The sequence below is a fragment of the Nocardia testacea NBRC 100365 genome, assembly GCF_000308775.1.
In the GTDB taxonomy this organism is placed as follows: domain Bacteria; phylum Actinomycetota; class Actinomycetes; order Mycobacteriales; family Mycobacteriaceae; genus Nocardia; species Nocardia testacea.
Genome location: NZ_BAGJ01000091.1, coordinates 20,131 through 44,212, shown reverse-complemented (window position 1 = coordinate 44,212; position 24,082 = coordinate 20,131). Strand labels below are relative to the sequence as shown.

General features: G+C 68.0%; 24 protein-coding genes and 1 pseudogene. 15 read left to right on the top strand and 10 right to left on the bottom strand.

What is annotated here, in order from left to right:
- Positions 1–111 precede the first annotated feature (111 nt).
- Complete coding sequence (locus ON38_RS13260) at positions 112–1,005, bottom strand: Sco1979 family transcriptional regulator (protein ID WP_039825064.1); 894 nt, start codon at positions 1,003–1,005, stop codon at positions 112–114.
- A gap of 755 nt (positions 1,006–1,760) precedes the next feature.
- On the opposite strand from ON38_RS13260, the gene ON38_RS13255 reads away from it, so the two are divergent.
- From ON38_RS13255 to ON38_RS13245, 3 genes are all read left to right on the top strand, one after another.
- Positions 1,761–2,216 (top strand): hypothetical protein, encoded by a 456-nt coding sequence (locus ON38_RS13255; protein ID WP_051164695.1) that lies wholly within the window; start codon positions 1,761–1,763, stop codon positions 2,214–2,216.
- Positions 2,217–2,282: 66 nt separating this feature from the next.
- Positions 2,283–3,167 carry an SAM-dependent methyltransferase gene (locus ON38_RS13250; RefSeq protein ID WP_051164694.1) on the top strand — a complete coding sequence of 295 codons (885 nt, stop codon included), beginning with the start codon at positions 2,283–2,285 and terminating at the stop codon, positions 3,165–3,167.
- Between the two features lie 296 nt (positions 3,168–3,463).
- Complete coding sequence (locus ON38_RS13245) at positions 3,464–4,342, top strand: SAM-dependent methyltransferase (RefSeq protein ID WP_051164693.1); 879 nt, start codon at positions 3,464–3,466, stop codon at positions 4,340–4,342.
- A gap of 4 nt (positions 4,343–4,346) precedes the next feature.
- Here ON38_RS13245 and ON38_RS13240 read toward each other — a convergent pair whose 3' ends face one another.
- Positions 4,347–4,673 carry a histone-like nucleoid-structuring protein Lsr2 gene (locus ON38_RS13240; RefSeq protein WP_039825063.1) on the bottom strand — a complete coding sequence of 109 codons (327 nt, stop codon included), beginning with the start codon at positions 4,671–4,673 and terminating at the stop codon, positions 4,347–4,349.
- A 204-nt stretch (positions 4,674–4,877) separates the two neighbouring features.
- Here ON38_RS13240 and ON38_RS13235 point away from each other — a divergent pair, with 204 nt between their 5' ends.
- From ON38_RS13235 to ON38_RS13225, 3 genes are all read left to right on the top strand, one after another.
- On the top strand, positions 4,878–5,801 hold the full coding sequence (locus ON38_RS13235; RefSeq protein WP_039825062.1) for an alpha/beta fold hydrolase: 924 nt from the start codon (positions 4,878–4,880) through the stop codon (positions 5,799–5,801).
- A gap of 152 nt (positions 5,802–5,953) precedes the next feature.
- A complete protein-coding gene (locus ON38_RS34145; protein WP_051164692.1) occupies positions 5,954–6,436 on the top strand; it encodes a MarR family winged helix-turn-helix transcriptional regulator in 483 nt (160 codons plus the stop codon).
- Entirely contained in the window at positions 6,433–8,007 is a 1,575-nt protein-coding gene (locus ON38_RS13225) for a DHA2 family efflux MFS transporter permease subunit (RefSeq protein WP_051164691.1), read from the top strand. Before ON38_RS34145 ends, ON38_RS13225 begins: the two co-directional genes overlap by 4 nt.
- A gap of 45 nt (positions 8,008–8,052) precedes the next feature.
- On the opposite strand, the gene ON38_RS13220 is transcribed toward ON38_RS13225, so the two are convergent.
- Positions 8,053–9,246: an alpha/beta hydrolase family protein gene (locus ON38_RS13220; RefSeq protein WP_051164690.1), complete on the bottom strand. Its 1,194-nt coding sequence runs from the start codon at positions 9,244–9,246 to the stop codon at positions 8,053–8,055.
- A 201-nt stretch (positions 9,247–9,447) separates the two neighbouring features.
- Between ON38_RS13220 and ON38_RS13215 the strand changes: the two genes are divergently transcribed.
- Both ON38_RS13215 and ON38_RS13210 read left to right on the top strand, forming a co-directional pair.
- Positions 9,448–9,672 (top strand): hypothetical protein, encoded by a 225-nt coding sequence (locus ON38_RS13215; RefSeq protein WP_039825061.1) that lies wholly within the window; start codon positions 9,448–9,450, stop codon positions 9,670–9,672.
- A 73-nt stretch (positions 9,673–9,745) separates the two neighbouring features.
- Entirely contained in the window at positions 9,746–10,723 is a 978-nt protein-coding gene (locus ON38_RS13210; RefSeq protein ID WP_039825060.1) for a hypothetical protein, read from the top strand.
- An 18-nt stretch (positions 10,724–10,741) separates the two neighbouring features.
- Here ON38_RS13210 and ON38_RS13205 read toward each other — a convergent pair.
- Positions 10,742–11,130, bottom strand: a pseudogene (locus ON38_RS13205) (organic hydroperoxide resistance protein).
- A gap of 169 nt (positions 11,131–11,299) precedes the next feature.
- On the opposite strand from ON38_RS13205, the gene ON38_RS13200 reads away from it, so the two are divergent.
- A complete protein-coding gene (locus ON38_RS13200; RefSeq protein ID WP_039825059.1) occupies positions 11,300–11,692 on the top strand; it encodes a hypothetical protein in 393 nt (130 codons plus the stop codon).
- 50 nt (positions 11,693–11,742) lie between these two features.
- On the opposite strand, the gene ON38_RS13195 is transcribed toward ON38_RS13200, so the two are convergent.
- Positions 11,743–12,243, bottom strand: coding sequence for an SRPBCC family protein (locus ON38_RS13195; RefSeq protein WP_039825103.1), 501 nt, complete (start codon positions 12,241–12,243; stop codon positions 11,743–11,745).
- 256 nt (positions 12,244–12,499) lie between these two features.
- Here ON38_RS13195 and ON38_RS13190 point away from each other — a divergent pair, with 256 nt between their 5' ends.
- Positions 12,500–13,543: an alpha/beta hydrolase gene (locus ON38_RS13190; RefSeq protein ID WP_051164689.1), complete on the top strand. Its 1,044-nt coding sequence runs from the start codon at positions 12,500–12,502 to the stop codon at positions 13,541–13,543.
- 471 nt (positions 13,544–14,014) lie between these two features.
- The gene (locus ON38_RS13180) at positions 14,015–15,457 is read left to right on the top strand and encodes an MFS transporter (RefSeq protein ID WP_051164688.1); all 1,443 of its coding nucleotides are present in this window, start codon (positions 14,015–14,017) and stop codon (positions 15,455–15,457) included.
- A 186-nt stretch (positions 15,458–15,643) separates the two neighbouring features.
- Here the strand turns inward: ON38_RS13180 and ON38_RS13175 are convergent, their stop codons facing one another.
- Positions 15,644–16,525 carry a MetQ/NlpA family ABC transporter substrate-binding protein gene (locus tag ON38_RS13175; RefSeq protein WP_039825057.1) on the bottom strand — a complete coding sequence of 294 codons (882 nt, stop codon included), beginning with the start codon at positions 16,523–16,525 and terminating at the stop codon, positions 15,644–15,646.
- A 166-nt stretch (positions 16,526–16,691) separates the two neighbouring features.
- On the opposite strand from ON38_RS13175, the gene ON38_RS13170 reads away from it, so the two are divergent.
- Genes ON38_RS13170 through ON38_RS13160 form a run of 3 tightly spaced genes read left to right on the top strand, consistent with a single transcriptional unit; the run spans position 16,692 to position 19,224 of the window.
- Positions 16,692–17,528: a MetQ/NlpA family ABC transporter substrate-binding protein gene (locus ON38_RS13170; protein ID WP_085995402.1), complete on the top strand. Its 837-nt coding sequence runs from the start codon at positions 16,692–16,694 to the stop codon at positions 17,526–17,528.
- Positions 17,525–18,550: a methionine ABC transporter ATP-binding protein gene (locus ON38_RS13165; RefSeq protein ID WP_039825055.1), complete on the top strand. Its 1,026-nt coding sequence runs from the start codon at positions 17,525–17,527 to the stop codon at positions 18,548–18,550. Before ON38_RS13170 ends, ON38_RS13165 begins: the two co-directional genes overlap by 4 nt.
- A gap of 11 nt (positions 18,551–18,561) precedes the next feature.
- A complete protein-coding gene (locus ON38_RS13160; RefSeq protein ID WP_039825054.1) occupies positions 18,562–19,224 on the top strand; it encodes a methionine ABC transporter permease in 663 nt (220 codons plus the stop codon).
- A gap of 160 nt (positions 19,225–19,384) precedes the next feature.
- Here the strand turns inward: ON38_RS13160 and ON38_RS13155 are convergent, their stop codons facing one another.
- The gene (locus tag ON38_RS13155; protein WP_039825053.1) at positions 19,385–19,804 is read right to left on the bottom strand and encodes an ATP-binding protein; all 420 of its coding nucleotides are present in this window, start codon (positions 19,802–19,804) and stop codon (positions 19,385–19,387) included.
- A gap of 387 nt (positions 19,805–20,191) precedes the next feature.
- On the opposite strand from ON38_RS13155, the gene ON38_RS13150 reads away from it, so the two are divergent.
- Positions 20,192–20,560: an STAS domain-containing protein gene (locus ON38_RS13150; RefSeq protein WP_051164687.1), complete on the top strand. Its 369-nt coding sequence runs from the start codon at positions 20,192–20,194 to the stop codon at positions 20,558–20,560.
- 21 nt (positions 20,561–20,581) lie between these two features.
- Here the strand turns inward: ON38_RS13150 and ON38_RS13145 are convergent, their stop codons facing one another.
- The 3 genes from ON38_RS13145 to ON38_RS13135 form a co-directional block, all read right to left on the bottom strand.
- Entirely contained in the window at positions 20,582–21,025 is a 444-nt protein-coding gene (locus tag ON38_RS13145) for a response regulator (protein WP_039825052.1), read from the bottom strand.
- Positions 21,022–22,590, bottom strand: coding sequence for a sensor histidine kinase (locus ON38_RS13140; RefSeq protein WP_083872651.1), 1,569 nt, complete (start codon positions 22,588–22,590; stop codon positions 21,022–21,024). The genes ON38_RS13145 and ON38_RS13140 overlap by 4 nt, the downstream gene beginning before the upstream one ends.
- A gap of 68 nt (positions 22,591–22,658) precedes the next feature.
- Positions 22,659–23,882, bottom strand: coding sequence for a PP2C family protein-serine/threonine phosphatase (locus ON38_RS13135; protein ID WP_245564029.1), 1,224 nt, complete (start codon positions 23,880–23,882; stop codon positions 22,659–22,661).
- Positions 23,883–24,082: the final 200 nt, after the last annotated feature.

Genomic DNA, 24,082 nt, shown 5'->3' with positions numbered 1-24,082 from the left:
GCCGCACCCACGGCGGGGCCTCGGCATTGTTCGACGCGAACGCGCGGGTCGATTCGCCACTCCCCCGCGGCACCGGGTGGGGTGACCGATCGCCGCTCCCCGCCGGCGGACCTACTCGGTGGGCAGTTCGGAGAGAACTTTACGCAGATAGTCCCGGCTCTCCCCCGGGGTGAGCGCGATAACGCTCAATTTGTTCATCACCGTCATGTACACCTCGACATCCTGCTTCTTCTCCAGGTAGTGCGAGGTGGTGAGCTGCTCCATGTAGACCATGTCCGGCAGTTCGGGCTCCGGGAACCGGAGAATACTGAACGAACCCCCGGCCGCCGGATGGCCGCCGACCGAATAGGGCAGCACCTGGATCTTGACATTCGGCCGTTCGGAGGCGGCGATCAGATGTTCGATCTGATCCCGCAACTCGGGATAGCCGGCGATCGGCCGGCGCAGCGCGTTCTCGTCCACGACCGCCCACAGTGTCGGCGCCGCGGCACGGCTCAAGATGTCCTGCCGGCGCATTCGCATACCGACGCGGCGTTCGGTCTCGTCGTCGTTACCGAGCGTGATCACCGACCGGGCGTAGGACTCCGTCTGCAACAGGCCGGGCACGAACTGGGCCTCGTAGGTGCGGATGGTCGTCGCGGCCTGCTCCAGGCCGATATAGTTCTCGAACCAGTTCGGCAGCACATCGTTGAACGGCTGCCACCACCCCGGATCGTTGGCCTTCTTCATCAAATCCACGTAAACGGCCAGCTTCTCCGGATCGTCTACCCCGTAGAGCTTCAGCAGGTCGAGCAGGTCACGTTCCCGGAACCGGGTCCGGCCCAGCTCGAGCCGGCTGATCTTGGCATGGGAACCGCGGATGTGGTCACCGGCGTCCTCGCGGCTGATCCCGCACGCCTCGCGCAAACGGCGCAATCTGCTGCCGAGCGAGATGCGTAGCACGGTCGGCCCCCGATCGGCTTCCGCCGTATCCGGGATATCGGAATCGTCTCGCTCATGTGTCATGGTCGCCTCTGGCCAGTTCGTGCTGTGCTGCGTCGTACGGCGCCCGCCACCGCCGAACCGCACCGGTCGGCAGGCAAGCCTACTATCCGGTAAGCGCATATTCCGGTAACGCGCCCGCTCCGAGCGGGACCGGCACCTGCGCGGCTATCGGCCGCCGCGAACGTGCGGATCGAATCCTACAGTGCCGCATACCCGTAGCATCTTCCTGTTTGCACGCGGTATCAGGTTTCCTTGCGTAAACTCCCCCACGACACGACGTCCGGCTTCACCTGCACCGCGAAGACCTGGGAGACGACACCGATGAGGGCATCGGCAGCAGGAGCGAGTACCACTGGAGTTGTTTCCAGCATAGCGCGTGTCCGACCGGCCCGCGAAGACGAACCGGACGGGCCGCCCGGCGGCGGCAACTCCCACGCGAACGGGCGCGACCGAACCGGATTCGCGCGTATTTGCTTGGCCGCCAATGCTTCACATGTTCACCGTCGGCGATTCTCATCCGGACGGATCGGGCACCGCCGGATAGGGTGGGCCCCAGTCAACCGGAACCGGCCGTTCCCGCCGGGGCAGCCCGCTTCCACCGCACGTTCCGACGAACAGGACCCGGCCGCGAGCTTCTTCCATCGACCACCGCACGCAATACCGCACCACGGGACGCCCGCGGCCCCGTCCGCGCGGTCCGCGTCCGGCCCCCTTTCCAGTCACCGCACCAGCCGGCGTGCCCGCGAACAGGCACCCGTAACAGTTGGAGGCCCCGTATGTCCGACACAGTAAGCACCAGCGAAATCCGCACGAAACTCACCGAGGTCCTCGGTCATTCCAGTATCGATCTGGCCACGTCCAAGGACGGCGTCAACTGGGCGACGAGCGCCTTCTTCGCCAACCTCGACGACGACCTCTTCCGCCTCACTCTCATCCTGGAGAACAGCGGCCGGACCCTCGATCAGCTCAAGGCCAATCCCAATGTGGGCGTGAAGGTGGTGCCGGGCGGGATCGCGGATCCCTTCGCCCAGGGGCTGGGCACGGTCACGCTGCGCGAGCAGGCCGACCAGGACGAGACCTTCCGGGCCCTGCTGCGCAAAGAACCGCAGATCGAACCGTTCTTCGCCACACCGGTCACCGCGGTCGTGATCGATATCGACTGGTGGCGGGTCACGCATCTCGGCGGCGGCTGGCTGCCGGGCAAAGTTCTCGAGCGCGGTGCGGGCACCTGAGATAACGCCGCCGGGTGGACGGCTTACCATCGCCCTGTTCGATTCATAATGTAGAGAGAGGTATTCATGGCCGAACCGGCTCCTCGGACAGGGGTTCGTGTCCCGGTCGGGGTGGACACCACCCGGCCCAGCATCGCCCGCGTCTACGACTACAGCCTCGGCGGCAAGGACAACTACGACGTCGACCGCGCCGCCTTCGAGCAGATCCAGCGGATCGCGCCGCGGCAGGGTGACGTCTCCCGGATGAACCGGCGCTGGCTCCACCGTGTGGTGCGCTATCTGGCCGGACCGGCCGCCATCGACCAATTCCTCGATATCGGCGCCGGTCTGCCGACGGTGGGCAATACCCATCAGATCGCACAGCAGGAGAATCCCGAGGCCGTGGTCGTCTATGTCGACAACGATCCGGTCTGCAACGCGCACGGCCGAGTCCTGCTGGAACAGAACGAGAACACCCATTTCGTCTCCGGCGATGTCCTCGAGGAAAACACGCTGCTCGAGAACAAGAACGTGCTGCAGTACCTGGATATGGACCGGCCGATCGCGGTGATCCTGTGCGGGCTGCTGCACCATCTCGACGACGAACTCGAACCCGCGCGGGTCATGCGCGAATACATTTCCCGGCTGCCCGCCGGCTCGTATGTCGCGATCACCAACTTCTGGGATCCCGCCGACGAGAACCCCGAACTGCACGACCTGGCCAAGCGTCTGGAGCGGGCATTCACGGAGATGGGGTTGGGTTCGGGGTGGTACCGCACCCGCGCCCAGCAGCTCGAGTACTTCGACGGTCTGGAGATCATCGCGCCGGGGCTGGTGGAACTCGAGGACTGGTGGCCGGCCGGCCCGGCGACCCGGCCCCGGATCCCCGAGGAAAAGGTGATCATCGGCGGGGTCGGCTACAAACGCCCCGCGGAAAGGGTTCGACTGCACAGCGTGAACGGAAACGGCTGACCGATCGCCGTGTTGTCCGGTGGTGCACGGCGGCGGGTAACCGATCCGGCGACCGCCACGATCGGACAACTCCGAACGAGGCTACGGCACAGTATTTTTCACAAACGGGACAGCTCGGCCGGTTACCGTGCCGGGCGCGCATATCCGGGTTAGGCTCGGCCCACTCCGACGACGCGAACCATTTTCTCGCGCAGTTCGTTCGGCGCCGATTGCTCGCTCCGGCACCGCGTTCTACGCTTTGGTGACCCGACTCACTTTTCCAACCAGTATTTCTTTCGTCCAGAGAGAAGGTCGAGATGGCCGAACCGGCGCACCGGACCGGCGTTCGCAAACCGGTCGGCGTGGACACCACCCGGGCCAGTATCGCCCGTGTCTACGACTACAGCCTCGGTGGCAAGGACAACTACGACGTCGACCGCGCCGCCTACGCCGCGATCCTCGAGGTCGCGCCCCGGCAGGGCGATGTGTCGATCATGAACCGGCGCTGGTTGCACCGGGTCACCCGGCACCTGGCGGGCACCGCCGGTATCGACCAGTTCCTCGATATCGGCGCGGGGCTACCCACTGTCGCCAATACGCACGAGATCGCCCAGCAGCAGAACCCGGCGGCCACGGTCGTCTATGTCGACAACGACCCGGTCTGCAACGCGCACGGCCGAGTCCTGCTGGAACAGAACGAGAACACCCATTTCGTACCCGCCGATCTCCTCGAGGACGAAACCCTGCTGCGCAATACCGATGTGACGCGCTACCTGGACATGGAGCGGCCGATCGGGCTCATCCTGTGCGGGCTGCTGCATCATGTCGACGACGAACTCGACCCGGTCGGGATCATGCAGAGATACGTGGACCTGCTGCCGCCGGGGTCCTATCTCGCGATCAGCCATTTCCACGATCCGGGTCCGTCCGACCCACAGCAGCACGCGCTCGCCAAGGAGCTCGAACGCCGTTTCACCGAAAAGGGTCTGGGCTCGGGCTGGTACCGCACCACCGAGCAGATCCTCGAATACTTCTGCGGTCTCGAATTCATCGAACCGGGCCTCGTCCAACTCGACGACTGGTGGCCCGCCGGCCCGTCGCTGCGGCCTCGGTATCCCGAGGAGCAGGTGATGGTCGGTGGTGTCGCCTACAAGCCGGCCGGCGACAGCACCGACCACCGGAATCGGCGCGGGTAATCCGCTACCCGTTGACGTGGCGGAAGGCGGCCAGGATTCCGGACGGTATCCGGCCGCGTGCCGACACCTCGTGTCCGTTGCGCAGCGCCCATTCCCGGATCACCTTCGCCGAGGCCGACCGCACCGGCCGCTCTCGTTTCGTTCGCGCGGCCCGTCCGGCCTTGCGAGCGAAAGGAGTCCACTTCCCGAAGACTGCGCGCAATTCCCCCGCGTTGGCTTCGGTCAGGTCGATCTCGTACGTCACGCCCTCGAACGCGAACACCACGGTCTCGGCCGCGGGTGATTCGCCGTCGAGGTCATCGATCAAACTGATGACGACCTTGCGCGCCATGGGCTTGCTCCTCCGATCACCGATTACCTTGCCAGATATGACATCAGCTACCCCGCGGCTGTGCGAATGACCGGGCCTGCCCGCAGCGCCGGCACAGCGACCTCGTCCGGGGGATGTGAGCATACCGCTCCGGTTGTGGCCGATATCGCCGGGGCGCGATCGACCCCCGGGATACCGTGACCGGGTCGAACGAGAGGACCGATCATGGGCGTGCACGAGACCGAACTTCCCGAGACCGTCGAGTACCGGTTACCGCACCTGTCGATGACGGCACTCGCTTGGGGCGACCCGGGAGGCCGGCTCGCCCTGTGCCTGCACGGCTTTCCCGACAGCGCCTGGACCTGGCGTCATCTCGGCCCCACGCTCGCCGACCACGGATTCCGGGTGGTCGCGCCGTTCACCCGGGGTTACGCGCCGACCGCGGTACCGGCCGACGGCGACTACCATCTGGGGGCGCTCGCCTATGACGTGATCGCGCTGCACCAGGAACTCGGCACCCCGCACGATGCCGTGCTCATCGGACACGACTGGGGCGCACTCACCACGAATACCATTGCGGCACATCCGGACTGCCCGTTTCCCCGGGTCGCCTCACTGGCGGTCCCGCCGGTCCCTGCCATGCGTCCACGCCGGGGCGCCGGAGTGAGTGCGTATCTGCGGCAGCTCCGGTTCAGCTGGTACATCCTGTTCAATCAGCTTCCGGGGGTCGCCGAGCGCTCGCTGGATCGGCTGATCCCGCGGCTGTGGCACGACTGGTCGCCGCGGTACGAGTCCGAGACGGATATCGCCCGGACGCTGGCCGCGCTGCCGACCGCGGCGCACCGGACCGCCGTGCTGTCCTACTACCGCGCGTTCGTCCGGGTCGCGGGCAAGCCCGCGGCTCGCTACGCCGACCTCCACCGGCACTGGGACGGCGCGCCGGGCGTGCCCATGATGTATCTGCACGGCGGCGCCGACACCACCCTGCACCCGGCGTTCACCGCCGGCGTCGCCGAGGTACTGGCTCCGGCGGGGGGACGCACGCAGACCTTGCCCGGCGCCGGACATTTCCTGCATCTGGAACAGCCCGCACGAGTGGCCGAGTTGCTGCTCGGTTTCTTCGGGGGCGACGCGCCGCGCGCGGACTGACGAGCCGTTCCCGCCGCGGAGCGAGGTTTTCCGCGCCCGGTCGGCCGCGGCCCCGCTCCGGCACGATTCGGGCGCGTGCTCCGGTATGTTTCCGGTCACATACGAGATATTCCCGCTTCCGCAACTATTACGAACGCCCATATGATCGCGCGGTGGCAAATGAGTCGGAGACGAGCACTCTCATCGAGCACTTCGTGCTCGCCGTCTGCGACCCCGGACGATGGCAGGGCGTCGACCGGCTCGCCGAACTCGATCTGACCCTCTCGCAGGCCCGGGTGCTGTTCACTGTCGTCCGGCACGACGAGCCACAACCGATCCATACCATCGCGGGCGAACTGGGCCTGTCGATGACCGCAGCCGGCCGCAATGTCGACCGGCTGGTCCGCCTCGGACTACTCACCAGGCAGGAGAGCCCCACCGACCGCCGGGTGAAACTCGTCGGTCCCACCGAACACGGGCACCGGCTCACCTGGGATCAGATCGCCGTTCACCGCGCGACGATCGACAAAGTCGTCCACCGCCTACCCGAGGCATTACGGGCGGACCTCCAGCGGGTCCTCACCGCCGTGCTCGAGTCCGGGGCCATCCACAATGTCGTGGCGTTCCCCTTCGCATCGTCAGGAGACAATTCGTGAACGCAAGCCCAGCCCCAGCGACCGACGCGGGGGCTTCGGACAGAATCGACGCATCGGTCCTGAAACTGGCCGGTGTCGTGGTTCTCGGCGCCATCATGTCCATTCTGGACATCACGGTGGTGAATGTCGCCATGCCGACCTTCCAGACCGAATTCGATGTCGCCAACTACTCCACGGTGGCCTGGACGGTCACCGCCTACACGCTCGCGCTCGCCACCGTCATCCCGCTGACCGGCTGGGCCGCCGACCGTTTCGGCACCAAGCGGCTGTACATGACCGCCCTGGTGCTGTTCACCCTCGGTTCGGTGTTGTGCGCGCTGTCCTGGAACATCGGTGCGCTCATCGGGTTCCGGGTGATCCAGGGTCTGGGCGGCGGCATGCTCATGCCGCTCGGGATGACCATCATGACCAAGGCCGCGGGGCCGGAGCGGATGGGCCGGTTGATGGCGATCCTGGGTGTACCCATGCTGCTCGGCCCGATCCTCGGCCCGATCCTGGGCGGCTGGCTCATCGAGGACGCGTCCTGGCACTGGATCTTCCTGATCAACCTGCCGCTCGGTGTGATCGCACTGGTCTACGCCTGGTTCATCCTGCCCAAGGACGAGCCGCGCGCCGGTGAATCCTTCGATTTCGTCGGCATGCTGATGCTGTCACCGGGTCTCGCGCTGTTCCTGTACGGCATCTCCTCCATCCCGGAAGAGGGCACTGTCGCCACACCGAAGGTCTGGGCGACCATGCTGGTCGGCGGGGCGCTGGTGGTCGCCTTCGTGTTCTACTCGTTCAAGCCCAAGAATCCGCTGCTGGATCTGCGGCTGTTCCAGAATCGCGACCTGACCGTCGCCACCGTGACAATGTTCCTGTTCGCCGCGTCGTTCTTCGGCGGGCTGCTGCTGATTCCCACCTACTTCCAGCAGGTGCGGGGCGAGAGCGCGTTGCTGGCCGGACTGCTGGTGGCGCCGCAGGGTATCGGTTCGCTGCTCACCATGCCGATCGCCGGCATGCTGGTCGACAAGATGCCCGTCGGCCGGGTGGTGCCGGTGGGCCTGGCGGTTCTGACCGCGACCATGTTCGGGCTCACCCAGATCGAGGCCGACAGCTCCTACTTCTATGTGCTCGGCGTGCTGTTCGTGATGGGTCTCGGAATGGGTCTCACCATGATGCCGCTGATGACGGCCGCGCTGCGCACCTTGAACGAGGCACAGGTCGCCCGGGGCTCGACGCTGCTGAACATCATTCAGCAGATCGCCAGCTCGGTCGGCGTCGCGGTGATCTCGGTGGTGCTGACCAACCGGATGCAGAACTCCGAGGCCGTATCGGCCGGGCAGGCGATGATGGAGGCCCAGCGGACCGGCGAACAGCCCGATCCGTCGGTGCTGCAGTACATCGCGAGCCTGGGCGACAAGTTCGAAACCGTCATGCTCGGGGAGATGTCGGACGCCTACGCCGGCAGTTTCTGGGTGGCGTTCGCGCTGTGCCTGGTCACCCTCGGCTTCTCTCTGCTGCTTCCGCGGAAGGCGAGCGCGGTGGCGAAATCCGATTCCGATACGCCGGCCCCGGTGCTCATGCACTGATCTCCCGGTACTCCGGCCCGCGCCGCCCGCCCGAACCGCTCCGGTTCAGGCGGGCGGTTGCGTTTTCCGGAACCAGTCGAGAATCCGCGGCAGCGCCTCCCGCACGGTGGCACCGTGGTCGATATCGCCGAGGTCGATCAATTCGGTGGCAGCGCCCAGTTCGGCCTTTGTACAGCGCAACGAGTTCTCGAAGGGGACGCTGCGGTCCCCGGGAGCCGCGAACAGCTGGACCGGAACTTTCGTGGTCCAGTCGCAGACGGTGTCGCTGTCGGCCATGGCCTCCAGGGCAGCGCCGCTCGGGTTACGTGCCAGTTCCAGGAACCGCGGGGTCAGCAGCTTCTGCGGAGTGTCGGGGAGCCCCGAAGACACGGCCAGCAGATCGTGGCGCCCATCGAAAAGTCCCTCGATCCGCTGGGCGTAGGGCTGCTGGAATGCCTCGGCCGGATCGTCGTAGAGGTGGTAGATCCGGTTCATCGCGGTGATCCAGTAACCCAGGTAGAGCACCGCCCGCCGGCCCTCCACCCGGCCATCCAGCGCGGCCGGGGCCTGGACCTCCTGTACGGCGTAGGCGCCGCTCACCGCGGCGACCGCGGCCGGGGCGAAACCCTCGACCGCCCCGCTGTTCAGCTCCCGGCCGAGCGCCAGAGCCGCCTGGGCGCCCTGGGAGAACCCGGTCACCAGAACGTTCGGATCCAGGTCACGGCCCTGGTCGGCGAGCAGCGCGCGGGCCGCGCGGAGCAGGTCCACCGAGGCGGAGGCCTCACTGGGGACATGGGCGTAGGGGTGGAAACCCGGGCCCTCCCCGAGGCCCAGATAGTCCGGGGCGACGGCGGTGTACCCGGCGGCGGCGAACTGGACGGTGCGGGCGCGTTCGGTCTCTCCGTCCACCGACGGGGCTTCGTCACGGCGCACCGTGGTCCCGTGCGCGTAGGACACCAGCCGCAACCGCCGCACGCCGGTGTCCGGGACCACCACCAGACCGCTGGCCATGGTGGGTGTCCCGTCGGTCGCGACGGTTTCGTAGACGACCCGGTGGGCGCGGACACCGTTCGCCCCGGGCACCGGGTATTGCCATTCGGCGAGATAATCACCGGTCGCCGGGCCGGTCATCTCGAAAACCGGCGCCACCGAGACGACCCTGCCGCGCTCGGGCCGGTCCGCGTCGTCATCCGCGCCGCACGCTGCCGCGAGCAGGCACAGCGCACCGGCCATCGACAGCAGCGCCCGGCGCATCGTCACCTCGTTCTCCCGCTGTGGTCCCGATTCGATCGGGCCTCACCGTAGCCGATCACCCGGCGACCGGCCGCGAGGCCGCCCGAACGCCGCGCCGCCTCCGCCGCGCGGCCGCTGTGACAGCGCGGAATTCGGCGTACCGCCGATTCCGGAAGGAAGGGCGCGGCGCCACGAAACAACTCCGGGACCACCGACGATGACAGGGATGTGAACCCCGAAGTACTACCGCCGGCCGAGCGGCGGGACATGGTGCGGCGCCTGATCGCGCTCTGTCATATCGTCAACGATCTCGTCGAGACCACCGAAACGACGGCGGCCGACGGCGGGCCGGTCCCGGACGTGCTCCACGAGCACGCGCAGCTCATCCAGACCGTGCTCCGCGATGTGGTGGTGGATCTGGTGGCCAACGGCCGGCAGTCGGATGCCGCCTGACGACGAATCGCGCCGGCCCCGCGCCGATCTCGCGTCGTGTTCCCACCGGTGGGCGCAGAATTAGACTGGGGTGATGGTCAAACCGAGCCCGTGGGGAGCGAGCGGAGGTGACGGCGACGCCTTGTCGAGCACGGTTCGCACCGCGGCACCGCAGCCGGCCGCGTCCGAATCCGCCGGTTCCCGATCGGAAACCTGGGAGCGGCGCCGGACCGTGGCCCGGGCCGGACTGCGGCGGGTGGCCCAGCACGCCGAGGACATCCGCACCGCGCCCGCGATGAGCGGCAAATGGGGATACGTCATCACCGCCCTGGGCGGTGTCATCGTGTTCACCCTCATGTTCAAGCACTGGATGGTCGCGCACGGGCCCGACGGTATGGCCGCGGCAACGCCGTTCGGTCAAGTCGACTCCACCACCAGGTACCTGACGGTCTGGTCCGCGCAGGGCACCCCGCCCGCCGCGGACCTCACCGGTTCGTGGGCGGTGGCCTCGAGCAGCATGATCGCGCTGACCATCGCCGCGATCGCCATCCATATCGCCACCAACTCCGAACGTTTCGCTCGGATCGCCACCGGCGGCGCGGTGATCACCGCCCTGCTGGTGATCGCGAACATGCTCTATCTGACCGCCCGGCAGAAACAGCTCAAGAACATGACGATCCGCCGCTGGGACTTCGGCGGTCAGGTGGGTTCCTGGATCAACTGGGCCGTCAACGACGGGTCGAAACCGGTCGCCGGTCTGAACCAGGTGGAATACGTCGCCAGCGGTACGATCACCACCGCGGCCATCGCGGCGGTGATCATCGCGGTGGGTTCGGCCGTGATCGCGGTGGCGACCATGCCGCGTACCGCCACCGGGGCGCGGATGCCCTGGCGCGTCACCGTATCCCGGGAGACGACGTCGAACTACACCGCCGAACCCGCGGAGGGCGCCCGGCCCGCTCCGGCGACGGAAGCCACCGGAACCGCGTCCGCTCCGCCATCGAGTCCCGCCCCGGCCGCGGACAGCGGTCCCGATCCGAGCGCCGCGGATCCCGGACCCGCCAAGAGTTGACACGGGCCCGGGAAGCGGTCAGTCCCGCGCGACCCGGACCTCGACATCGATATTGCCGCGGGTGGCATTGCTGTACGGGCACACCTGATGCGCCTTGTCGGCCAGCGCCTGCGCTTCCTCCGCGGACAGATGGGGAAGGGTGACCTCGAGGACCACCGTCAGCCCGAATCCGCCGCCGCCGAAGCGTTCACATTCGCCTCGGCCCGGGAGCCGACCAGGCGCAAGGTGGAATGGAAGCAGGCCGCGTATCCGGCGGCGAAGAGCTGTTCGGGATTGGCGCCGCCACCGCTGCCGCCCATTTCCTTCGGTACCGCCGGCTCCAAATCGATGCGGCCGTCGGTGGTCCGGGTATGACCGTTGCGGCCGTCCCCGGTGGCCGGCGCCTCGGCCGTGTACAGCACACGCATCGCCGTCTCCTCTGCTCGTGTCACGAACGATTGCCGATACCGCCGCAGCGAATGCCACGGAACTGTGCGCAGTGTAGTGTCGCGCGCGGTGCCGGATCAGTTGCGGCACAGGGGAAAGTTCTGAGTATCATCCGGCGGCCCCCAATCGGCTCGAGCGATCGCGAGGCATATGTTCCCTGACCAGACCTCCACCCATTACCCGGTCTCCCCCATCCCGGACGACGTCTACGGCCGGGGCGCGCCCATTCCCGCGCCCCGGGAAACCGATCTGGTGATCACCGCGCTGCTGTGGTTCCTGCTCGCGGCGCTGGCGATCGTCTCGGTGGCGATCTCCCCCTGGTTCCTGCTCGCCACCGGGGTGTGCGAGGGGCGCGCGGACTGCAGCGCCGACCCGAGCACGGGCAACTGGATCATCGTCCTCGGCGGCTGCTTCGGCTTCCTCGTCGGCGCCGCCACCACCGTCAATGCCGCACGCAGCGGGCGGGCGCTGTATCCCGGCGCGCTGCTCGGGCTGGTTCTGGTTCTCGCCGCCTGGCTGGCGGGTTCCCTGCTGATGGGCTGAGCGCACGTCGGGCCGCGGGTACCGGACAGCGGTGCCCGCGGCCCGGCCGCTCACGACGACGCGGTAGCGAAGCGTTGATCGGTGTAGCGGCGCAGATTCGCCAGGAACCGCCGGAACGCCAGATTCATCAGCGGGGTCGCGGCGAACGCGGTGAACCGTGCGGGGCCGGCCAGTCGCTGGGCCAGCGTCCAGGTGAGTCGGCAACCCTGCGGGGTCTCCACGATCCGGTAGTCCTCGGCGAAAGCCGCCAGTGCCCTGGTGGAGCTGCTGTTGAAACGGAACGCCATCCGGGTGTTCGGTTCCCAGACCAGAAATTCCTCGTCGCCCACGATTCCGCCGCGCATATCGACCACCCGGGTGGTGCCCACACCGCGAGGTTCGGGAGTGGTCCAGGTGACCTTGGTGATCACACTTGCCCAGCGCGGCCAGGCTTCGGCGTCGGCCAGCACCTCGAACAGCTGGGCCGGCGTGATCGCGAGGTCCACGCTGTTACTCGAGCGCAAGGGAGCGTTGTCGATGAATTCCAGACCGACGCGCTCACACGGATGCAGGGTGCTCATCGCCGGCCACCGCCGTATCCGCCCCCCTGTTTCCGGTCGTTCATGCGCAGGATCCTCTCGTCGGTCGATACAGCCACACCCTCTCGGCTGTACACCGATGGTTACACCTGTCCAGTCATCTGTCCATACCGGCCACGGGCCGACCGGTTTGGGATCGGACGCAGGAAACCACGGGCCGCGCCGGCCCGATTCACAGAATCCACCGGTTCGACGGCGCCGCGCGGACCACGGGTATTAGCTTCCGGCGATGCCACTCCCTCGCCGGCCACACCGTGCGGGGCGGGCCCTGCTCGTCACCGCCACCGTCGCCGCCCTCATGCCCGCGTCACTCGGTCCCGGGACGGCGGTGCCACCGGATACCGGCCCGGCCGGCGCCGTGGCCTCGGCGCCGGCCGGGATCGTCGGGATCGTGCCGCAGGGCGGGCGGGCGGTGGAACTCGCCGTGTACTCCGCGGCCATGGACCGGATCGTTCCGGTGCGGGTGCTGCCGCCGGCCGATCCGGCGACGCCGGCGCCGGTGCTGTACCTGCTCAACGGAATCACCGGGGGCACTGATGGGGGAAATTGGTTCGAGCGCACCGATCTCACCGAATTCTTCCGGGACGAACAGGTCACCGTGGTCAATCCGCTCGGCGGCGCGGGCAGTTACTTCACCGATTGGCGGGCCGACGATCCGGTGCTGGGACGGCAACGGTGGACCACCTTCCTCACCCGCGAGCTGCCGCCGTTGATCGACGGCCGCTTCCGCGGCACCGGCACCGCCGCGCTCGCCGGAATTTCCATGGGCGCGGCCGCCGTGCTGCAACTGGCGCTGGCCGCGCCGGGACACTACCGGGCGCTGGGCTCCTACAGCGGCTGTGTGCGGACCAGCGATCCGCAGGGCCGCGCCATCGTCGAGCTGGTGGTCCGGGCCGGCGGTGGAGATCCGCGCAATATGTGGGGCCCGCCGCAGGACCGCGCCTGGGCCGACAACGACCCGTTCCTGCACCCCGAGGCGTTGCGCGGTACCACCCTGTATCTGTCCGCCGGGACAGGCGCCCCCGGGCCGCTGGACACCCCGGAGGGGCCGGGGATCCACCACGATCCCGGAAAGCTCGCCGACCAGTTGCTCGTCGGCGGACTGCTGGAAACGGTGGCGGTGGGCTGCACGGTGCGACTGCGGGACAGATTGCGCGAACTCGATATACCGGCGACGGTCGCGCTACGGCCCGCAGGTACCCATTCCTGGGGCTACTGGCAGCGCGACCTGCACGATTCCTGGCCCATTTTCGCTGCGGCACTGGATGAATGATCCGTACCGTCGAGCGCCGAGTGGCGACGTTCCGAGCGGCTGGTCCGCTTCACAATCGATCATCGGCGCGGTTGTGCGGTCGCGGAAGGATGCCGGGAACTCGTTCCGGCCACGGGTGACCGATCGGTACTGTCGCCTCCGATGCCGTAGTGGCACCAGACATTTGGTGATACCTCGGCATCGACCGCATCGGAATCGCATCCGGGCATTCCGGCGACGTTCGCGGCGCGTGATCCTGCTGCCGGATCTTCCCGGCGGGCAGTGCGGCGCACCCGGAATTCGGGAGGACAAAAAGATGCCGGACCTCGATATCGCCGGAAGCGGCTGCGGCCGCGGCGGGGAAATAGGATCCCCGGAGTCATTCCGGGATTGCGTGCCCGGCACCCGGGAGGCAGTCGTGGGGATCACCAACGGCTACGCGCGTCCGGAGGTGCCGAGCGGAGCCGTGCCGGTTGTCGACGAGGTACGACCGTGACCCCCGGCACCGCGACCGCCCGGGCCGGCGCCGGTCCGGGTACCTGGGCGGCGTTCGCGGGCTGTCTGCTGTCGGTGTTCATGCAGATGATCGATGTGACCATCGTCAACACCGCGCTACCGGCCATCACCGCGGATCTGCGGGCGTCCTCGGCTCAGCAACTGCTCGTCGTGTCCGGATACTCACTGGCCTTCGCCTGCACCTTGCTGCCCGCCGCCCGCGCCGGGGCGCTGACCGGGCGCCGTCCGATGTTCCTGGCCGCGGTGGTGGCGTTCACCGCGGCGTCGGTCTGGTGCGGCACCGCGGGCAGCGCGAACGAACTCGTGGCGGCCCGCGTCGCGCAGGGAGTGGCGGGCGCCGGGATGGCGGCACAGACGATCGCGATTCTCACTGCCCTGTTCCCCCGGCACCTGCACACCCGGGTGTTCGCGCTCTACGGTGCCACCTCGGGCTTCGCGGGGCTGCTCGGGCCGATCCTGGGCGGCACCCTGGTGACCGCCGATCCGGGCGGGTTCGGCTGGCACAGCATCTTCTTGATGAATCTGCCGCTGGGCGTCCTCACACTCGCCCTGACCTGGCGGTATCTGCGGCTCGACACCCCACGGCAGCGGGCACCACTGGACCTCACCGGTGTCGTGCTGTCCGCCGCGAGCCTGTCCGGTCTGCTCTATGCCCTGTCGGAAATCCATCTGCACGGCTGGCGGGCGGCGCCGTGCGCGATCATCGCGGCCGCGCTGGTACTCGGCGGGGTGACGCTGCTGCACGAAAGCCGGGTAGCCCGCCGCGGCGCCGGACCACTGCTGCGCCTGGACCTGTTCGGCGACCGCGGCTTCGCGGTCGGCTCCCTGGTGGTCACCGGATTCTTCGGACTGTTCACCGCGTTCGTCTTCGCCATCTCCATCACCCTGCAAAATGTCCTGGAATTCTCCGCCCTGCGCACCGGGATCGCGATGACTCCGTTCGCCCTCGGCGCCGGCGCGGGCGCCCTGTTGTCTCCGGTGCTGATCCAGCGCTGGGGGGTTCGCACGCTGGCCGGTGGGCTGGTGCTGTTCGCGATGTGCGTGGCGATCGGCGTCGCGTATGTGAACGTCACCGACGGCCGGGTGAGCATGCTGCTGTGTGCCGCACCGGTTTTCCTGTGCGGTTTCGGCGCCGGCGTGTTCGCGGTGCCGCTGCAGCCGATCATGCTGTCCGGTCTGGACGACGGGCAGATGGCCGAGGCCTCCGGGTTGCTGCCCACCATCGAGCAGATCGGCAACGGAGTCGGGCTCGCACTGCTGTCCGCGGTGTTCTTCCGCGCGCACACGCTGGGCGGCAGCACCGTCATGCTGTCGGCGATCGCGGTGGCGGCCCTCGTGCTGGCCGCGATCACGACGGCACTGCCCGACCCGGCACCGCCCGGCCTCCCGGAACGGGCGTCCGAGCCGGGAGTGAGCTGAGGAACGGAGCTGCACGCAGTACCACAGCATCGGGACCGCGCGGCCGGGAAACCGGTAGCGACAACACCCGTTTCGCCGTCGAACGCCGACTGCGCCGGATTCACCGACGCCACACCCGGCACCGCCGCGAGCCGTCCGACCGGGCAGACGGGCAGCTGGACAACGGCCGCCGCGTACCGCGCGGGCTCACCGGGGTCCGGAGCGGTCCCGGAACGTGGCTTCCAGTTCGGCGAGCGTAGCCCGCAGTTCGGCAGGATCGTTGTACTCGAAGATCCCGTCGTAGCCGGATTCGGCCCGGATGGCGGCCTCGACAGCGGGGTCGTGGTACAGATCGGCCAGGGCCAGCAGGATCGGGTCGTCCCTGTCCTCGGCGCGGGCGGCGAAGATATTGATGTACTGGGTCAGCTCCGGACGCTGGGGATCGTCGGTGTAGATGACATCGTCGGCGGTGAGCCCGGCCGGTACGGCGAATGTATCGTCCACGAAGGCGGCATCCACACTGGCCAGGGACTGCGCGGTCAGGGTCGGATCTATCGGGGTCAGCCGGACCCGCGAGGCCGCGGTGTCCACGTCCTCGATCCGCGAATCCCAGCTGGGACCGCCCTTCAGGACGATCAGCCCCGCGGCGGCCAGCCCGAGCAGCGGCCGTACATGGTTGGCCGGATTGTTGCTCAGTGTGATCTCACCGCCGGGCGGTATATCGGCCACGGACTCGTGTTTCTTCGAATAGAGGGTGAGCGGGAAGATCTCGGTGGCGCCGATGGGGGTCAGATCGTCGTTGTCGGCCACGTTGTAATTGGCCAGGTAGCGCACGTGCTGGAATTTGTTGAGATCGATCCGGCCCTGCGACAGCGCAAGGTTTGGCTGGTTGTAGTCGGAGAAATTGACGAATTCCACGGCGATCCCGCGCTCGGCGGCCTTCTCCCGATACACCTCCCAGTGGGGCAGCGCCAGATCGTTCACCCCGATCCGCACCACATCGGGGTCGCGGTCCGCGCCACAGGCGGGCAGGAGCGCGGCCAGCGCGAGCAGAACCGGAACAACGGCGAAACGACGCAGACCTCGCATTGTGCGCAAATTAGACGGTCTCCTACCACCCCTGCCAGGATTTCGTTCAGCACAATCCCAACCGTTGCCGGGTCCGGACACCCACCGCTTGGATGGTCGAGTTCACACGACCACGAGCATTCGGGAGCAGGCGTTGAAATTCCCACGGGTACTGGCGATACCGGCGATGACCATCGCCGCGGCACTCGCCCTCACCGGCTGCGGCGGCGGTGACGCCGACTCGGATGTGGTAAGGATCGGTACCACCGAGAGCGATCGGGCGTGGGACGTCTTCGAGCAGAAGGCGCAGGAGGCGGGCATCACCCTGCAGATCACGAACTACTCCGACTACTCCCAGCCCAATATCGCCCTCGCGCAGGGGCAGATCGATGTCAATCTCTTCCAGCACCTGCAGTTTCTCGGCGAATACAATGTCGCCAACAACACGGACCTGACCCCGATCGGCGCCACCCAGATCGTCCCGCTGGGTCTGTACTCGAAGAAGCACAAGTCGATCGCCGATATCCCCGCCGGCGGCGAGATCGCGATCCCCAACGATCCGTCCAACCAGGCGCGCGCCCTGTTCGTCCTGGAGTCCGCGGGCCTGGTGAAACTGTCCTCGGACACCCTCGCCCCCTCCCCCGCCGATATCGACCGCGGCGCGTCCAAGGTGAAGGTGACCCCCGTCGACGCGGCACAGACCGCGCTGTCGCTGGCCTCGGTGGACGGATCGGTCATCAACAACACCTACCTGGAACGGTCGGGGGTCGATCCGCTCTCGGCTCTGTTCGAGGACGATCCGTCCAGCCCGGGCGCCGAACCGTACATCAACACATTCGTCACCCGCGCCGAGGACAAAGCGGATCCGACCTACCAGCGGCTTGTCGAGATCTGGCACGATCCCGAGGTACAGCAGGCACTCGCCGAATCCTCCAAGGGCACCTCGGTGGAGGTCCGGCGCAGCGGTACCGAGCTCGAGCCCATTCTGCAGCGGGTCGAGCAGACGATCCGCGACGGCAAGTGAGCGAGTCGACCGGTCCGGATACGGCGGTACCGGCAGTCGAATTCCGATCGGTGACGAAGGTTTTCCGCACCGGGAAACGCGAGGATACGGCACTGTCCGATATCGACCTCCGGATCGAGAAGGGCGAGATCTTCGGCGTGATCGGTTACTCCGGGGCCGGCAAGAGCACCCTTGTGCGGCTCATCAACGCGCTGGAGAAACCCACCAGCGGCACCATCGAGATCTCCGGGACCCCGATCACCGGGGTCCCGGAGGCCCGGGTGCGGCAGATCCGCCGTGATATCGGCATGGTCTTCCAGCAGTTCAATCTCTTCCGATCCCGGACGGCGGCCGGCAATATCGAATACCCGCTGAAGGTGGCGGGCTGGCCGCGGGCGAAGCGCAAAGAGCGCCTCGCCGAACTGCTCGACTTCGTGGGACTGTCCGACAAGGCACGCAGCTACCCGGACCAGCTCTCGGGCGGGCAGAAGCAGCGGGTGGGCATCGCGCGGGCGCTGGCCACCTCGCCGTCGCTGCTGCTGGCGGACGAGGCCACCTCGGCGCTGGATCCGGAAACCACCGGTGAGGTGCTGCGCCTGCTGCGCAAGATCAATTCCGAGCTCGGGGTGACCATCGTGGTGATCACGCACGAGATGGATGTCATCCGCGCGGTCGCCGACCGGGTCGCGGTGCTGGCCGAAGGCCGCATCGTGGAGCTGGCCGACACCTTCGACGTATTCGCCGCCCCGAACTCGGCACCCGCCCGGTCGTTCGTCGACACGGTGTTGCACAACCGCCCCGCCCCGGACGAGCTGCGCCGTCTCGACGAACTGCACCGGGGCCGGCTGGTCACCGTCGATATCGACGACGCACGCGGGATCGGGCCCGCTCTCACCACCGCCGCGCAGGCCGGTGTGGGCTTCGAAGTGGTGTACGGCGGCGTGAGCACGCTCCAGGACAAGACCTTCGGCAGTATCACCCTCGCGCTCGACGGACCGGACGCGGCCGTCGACAAGGTGATCGCCCAACTCGACCAGCGGTAGCGAGGACCGATATGGACACCGATTGGGACAAACTCCGGCCGGTCCTCACCGAGGCCGTCGGCACCACCATCTATCTGGTTCTGCTCACCTTCGTGGTGGGCGGCGTCATCGGGCTCTTCCTGGGCACCGCGCTCTACACCACCCGCAAGGGCGGACTGCTGTCCAACAGCCCGATCAACTGGGTGCTCAATGTGCTGGTCAATATCGTGCGCCCGATACCGTTCATCATCCTGCTGGCCGCACTGGGCCCCATTACCCTCGAGGTGGTGGGTACGACCATCGGCACCGAGGCGGCGGCCTTCGTGATGATCGTCGCTGCTTCCTTCGGCATCGCCCGCATCGTGGAACAGAACCTGGTCACGGTGGATCCCGGCGTGATCGAGGCGGCCCGCGCGATGGGCGCGGGACCGCTGCGGATCATCCTGACCCTGCTCATTCCGGAAGCACTGGGGCCGCTGATCCTCGGCTACACCTTCGTGATCATCGCGATCGTGGACATGTCCGCCATGGCGGGCACCGTCGGTGGTGGCGGGCTCGGCGATTTCGCCCTGGTGTACGGGTACCAGCGGTTCGACTGGGAGGTCACGCTGGTGGCGACGCTGCTCATCATCGCGGGGGTGCAGGGCATCCAGTTCCTCGGCAACTGGACCGCCCGCAAGGTGCTGCGCCGCTGACCCCCTCGGAAGGGCAGGGCGCGACCCCCTCGCTCAGCGACGGACCGGTCGCACACCGGCCAGAATCGCCTCGACGTGCTGCCGAATCGAGGCGTTCGGTTTCTGGCGGTTCTACCGCCTCGACCGAGGCCGGTGAACCAGGCACGACCGGCCGGGCGGTTTACCGGGTCAGCGGGATCCGCATCTCGACGGTGGTGCCGCCGGCGGAGACGATGACCTCCACCTCCGGGACCAGTGCGCGGATGATGGCCATCCCGCGCCCGCGGACCTGGCCCGGACGGGGGTCGGGGCTCTTCCAGCGGCCGTGATCGGCCACCGTGATGTGCAGACCGCCGGCCTCGTGCTCGAGGCGCAACCTGATGGTGCCGCCGTCACCGCGGTGGCCGTGCTCGATCGCGTTCGCGCACGCCTCCCCGATGGCGAGCAGCACGTCATAGGCCTGATCTTCGCCGAGCGGGCAGTGCGCCAGCCACTCCTGTGTCCGGTGCCTGACCTCGGCCAGCCGGTCGGCTCTCGCCGGAAACTGCAACTCCCATCGGGTCGGCGGACTGTCCAGCCCGGGTGGGCGGGTCGTCGTCACCTGATCGCCTCCTGTAGGTCTCGCCGGACGGACGGCGTAGGCGGTACCGGGTCCGTGGCGTTCGGCTTGCTGTCCTGTCGGACCATGTGCTCACAGCTAGCCATACCCATTCGTTCCCGGAGCATTCGAGCCGGACCCGGCCCGGGCGCCGACCGCGTCCCGGCGGCCGGATGAGTTGTGGATCACCCCCGGTGGCCGAGCCTCACCCCGGCTCAAACGTGGGATGGATTACGCATCGGGAGGCCCGGCCGGCGCCGGTGACTACTATTTCGCGATCGGGTAGATTTCGTTACGAAGATCTGTGCCGGCCCCGGTCGCGTTACTCGCGGCGGGGCCTCGATACTGCAGAGGTGGAAAAGTGACGAATTGCGAGCCGGAGGAGCAGCGATGAGCGGCGACAGCGCGCCCCGGCTGCTCGATGTAGCGGTGCGGGCGGAGGACGGAACCGCGATCGTCACGGTGCAGGGTGAGGTCGATATGGCTTCGGCGCCCCAGCTGCAGGCCGCCCTCGAAGACGCCCAGCGCGGCGGGGACCCGCTGGTCGTGGATATGTCCGAGGTCGGTTTCCTGGGATCGGCCGGTTTGAGCGTGCTGCTCGTGATCTCCGAGGCCGCCGAGCCCGGGGCCGGACTGCGCGTGGTCGTTTCCGACGCCGTCCGCCGTCCCGTCGAGCTCACCGGGCTCGACAAGCTGCTGTCGGTGCACGAATCGCTGGCGGACGCGCTCGCCGCGGGCGCGAACCCCGCGGCCTCCTGAGCCGCGGCCGGCGCCCCGCGGCTACCGGGCGCGGGGCAGCCGGACCACCTGGACGAAGAATTCGTCGATCTGTTTGATCGCCGCCACGAACTGGTCGAGATCGACCGGTTTGGTGACGTAGGCGTTGGCGTGCAGTTTGTAGCTGCGCAGGATGTCCTCTTCGGCAGCGGACGTGGTCAAGACCACGACCGGGATATGCGCCAGGTCGGGATCGGCCTTGATCTTCTCCAGCACCTGACGGCCGTCGTATTTCGGCAGGTTCAGATCGAGCAGGATGAGGTCGGGGCGAGGGGCATCGGCAAAGGGTTCGGCCCGGTACAGGAAGTCCAGCGCCTCCTGCCCGTCATGGGCCACGTGCAGCGTGTTCCCGATCTTGTTGTCCTCGAAGGCCTCCCGCGTCATCAACTCGTCGCCCGGGTCGTCCTCGACGAGGAGGATATCGATGGGCTGGCCGGGTACGGTCATACGGTTTCTCCTTCGGGTACGGGTTCCGTGGCGGCAGCGGACGCTGCCGGGTCTGTGGCGCCGGGCTCTGCCTCGACGGTACGGAGGGTGAAGCAGATCCGGGTTCCCACCGTGTTCTCGGTGTCGAGCCAGATGGTTCCGCCGTGGTACTCGACGATCTTCTTACAGACCGCGAGGCCGATTCCGGTGCCGCTGTATTCGTCGCGGGCGTGCAACCGCTGGAAGATGACGAACACCTTCTCCGCGAATTCGCGTGGAACACCGATACCGTTGTCGGTGACCGAGAACAGCCGCAGGGCCGGATCGCTCGCGTAGGGCCCGGCTTCGATGCGGACGACCGGTGCGTGGTCGGGCCGCCGGAATTTGACCGCATTGCTGATGAGGTTCTGCCACAGCATGGTCAGCAGGGTCGGCTCACCCATGATCTCGGGGAATTGGTCCGGCCGCTCGACCACGGCGTCGGCCTCCTCGAGCGCGCCCGACAGGTTGGTGAGCGCTTTGTCCAGTGGCTCGCCGAGCCGCACCGGCTGCGCTCCCTCGCTGACCCGGCCCACCCGGGAGAAGGTGAGCAGATCGTTGATCAGCACCTGCATCCGTTTGGCGCCGTCGACGGCGAAGTCGATGTACTGCTTACCGCGCTCGTCGAGCTGGGAGCCGTAACGTTTCTCCAGCAGCTGGCAGAACGAGGCGACCTTGCGCAGCGGCTCCTGCAGATCGTGGGAGGCGACATAGGCGAACTGCTCCAGTTCGGCGTTGGACCGGCGCAGTTCGTCGGCCTGCAGATCCAGTTCGGCCTTCTGCTGCCGCAGCTGGGTGCTCTGGGACTGCGAGGACCCCAGCTCGGCCACGATTCGGGTGCGCATATCCTCCACGGCGGCGGCGACCTGCACGATATCGGCCGGGCCACGACTGTCGATGTGATGGTCGAACTCGCCGTCGGCCACCCGCAGCGACGCTTCGGTGAGTCCGGCCAGCGGGCGCACCACCAGCCTGCGCAACAGCACGGTCAGCACGATCCCGGTGAGCAGGAAGACGATCACCATACCGGTCAGCACCACATCGCGAATGGTGCGCGCGTGTTCCAGCGCCCGGTTGTCCGCGGCGACCGCGGCGGACAGTCCGTCGTTCTGCACCGTGAACGCGGCGCGTAACCGATCGAAGACGCCCTTGGCACGCACCGCCGTCGCCGCGGTCAGTGCCCGGGCCTGCTCCGGTGATGTGGTGCGCGCGAGCGGATCGGCGTATTCGGTGCGCCACTGCTGGGCGCCGCGTTCGATGACGTCGAGATCGGCGATCAACTCGGGCCGGTCGGACAGCAGTTCGCGCAGCCGCGCGGCCGCGCGGTCCTGCTCCCGCGAGCCCTCGGTATAGGGTTCGAGGAACTGGGCCTCGGCCGCGATCGCATACCCGCGCAGACCGGTTTCCTGGTTGATCAGCGCGCTCTGCAGCCGGTACGCCTCCGCGGAGGCGGGCAGTGTCTGCCGGGCCAGCCGGTCGGTGACCGTATTCGTATTGGAGATCACCTGGGCGCCCGCCACGGCGCCGATCAGCACCACCAGGATCATCAACGCGAAGACCAGCTGGAACCACGCCTGCGCGGTCAGCCGGCCCACCACCCGGGAGTCGGCGTTCGTCACCGGAGTTCACCCTTTCGCCCGTCGTTCCAACACACATGCAGAATGGCCACGTCGTCGTCGAGGCCGCCCGCCGCCCCGGCCAGTTCCTCGACCCGCCCGATCAGCTCGTCGACGAACACCTCGGGACGGCCCACCGGGACCGTCCGGGCGACGTCCAGCAGACCGGCTTCCCCGAGCCGGTCCCCGTCCCGGCCCACCCGGCCCTCGAACAGGCCGTCGGTGAAGAGCATGAGCCCGGCCCCCGCGGCCAACTCGATCTCCGCGGTCGGCCATTCGGCCCGGCCCGGCATGAACCCGAGCGCGGCGCCGCCGGGCACCTCGAGCCAGCACAGTCCCTCGTCGCTGTGGTGCAGCATGCCCGGATGCCCGGCGCGCCGCACCAGGACCCGTCGCGTCGACGGGTCGAGCATGAGGCCGGTGGCGGTGGCGAAGGTCTGGCGGTCGGTCCGCTCGGCGAGCAACACCTGCTCCAGCAAACGCAACTGCCGCGAACCGGTGACACCGGACAGGACCAGGGTGCGCCAGGCCAGGCGCAGTGCCACGCCGGTCGCGGCGGCGTCCGGCCCGTGGCCGGACACGTCACCGATGATGACGTGCACGATGCCGTCGGGATCCTGGACGACATCGTAGAAGTCACCGCCGAGCAGCGAATGGGCCCGGCCCGGGCGATACCGCGCCACCACGTCCACCGCACGGTCGGCACGCAGCAGCGGAGTCGGCAGCAGGCCCCGTTCGAGGCGGGCATTCTCCTGGGCCCGCATCTGGCTGGCCTGCAGGGCCGCGCTGGTGCGTTCGGCCTGTTTACGCTGGATGGCATAACGCACCGCGCGCGCGAACAGTTCCGGCTCGACCCGGCCCTTGACCAGGTAATCCTGCGCGCCGGAGGCCAGGGCCGCCAGACCGGTGCTCTCCTCGTCGAGTCCGGTCATCACCACCACGGCGACGCGGTCGTTGTGCGCGCGGATCCGGGCCACCGCTTCCAGCCCCTGCGCGTCGGGCAACCGCAGGTCGAGCAGAACGCAGTCGGGCACCTCGACACTGAGCCGTGCCGCCGCCTCGGACAGGGTGCGCACCCATTCCAGGCGCATCCCGCGTTCGGCGTCGGCTACCAGTTCCTCGACCAGCAGGGCGTCGCCGGGATCGTCTTCCACCAGCAGCACCAAGGGTTCACGCTCGAACCAACCCGCATTGTCGGCCGGACCGAGATCCGCCCCGGCAATATCACCGCGCAAGGTCACCGCCGAACTCGCCAGCACGCACCAACACCCAGCCTCCGATCACACAGGAAACGACGGCGACTCAGCGCACGCTCGTAGACTCAGCGGCCGGTTGCTGGACCGAGAGGCATTGCCGATCGTAACGGATCGCCGTCCACCCGGGTGAACGGGCAGTATCCGGCGGCGCTCTCCAGGTCCCGGCC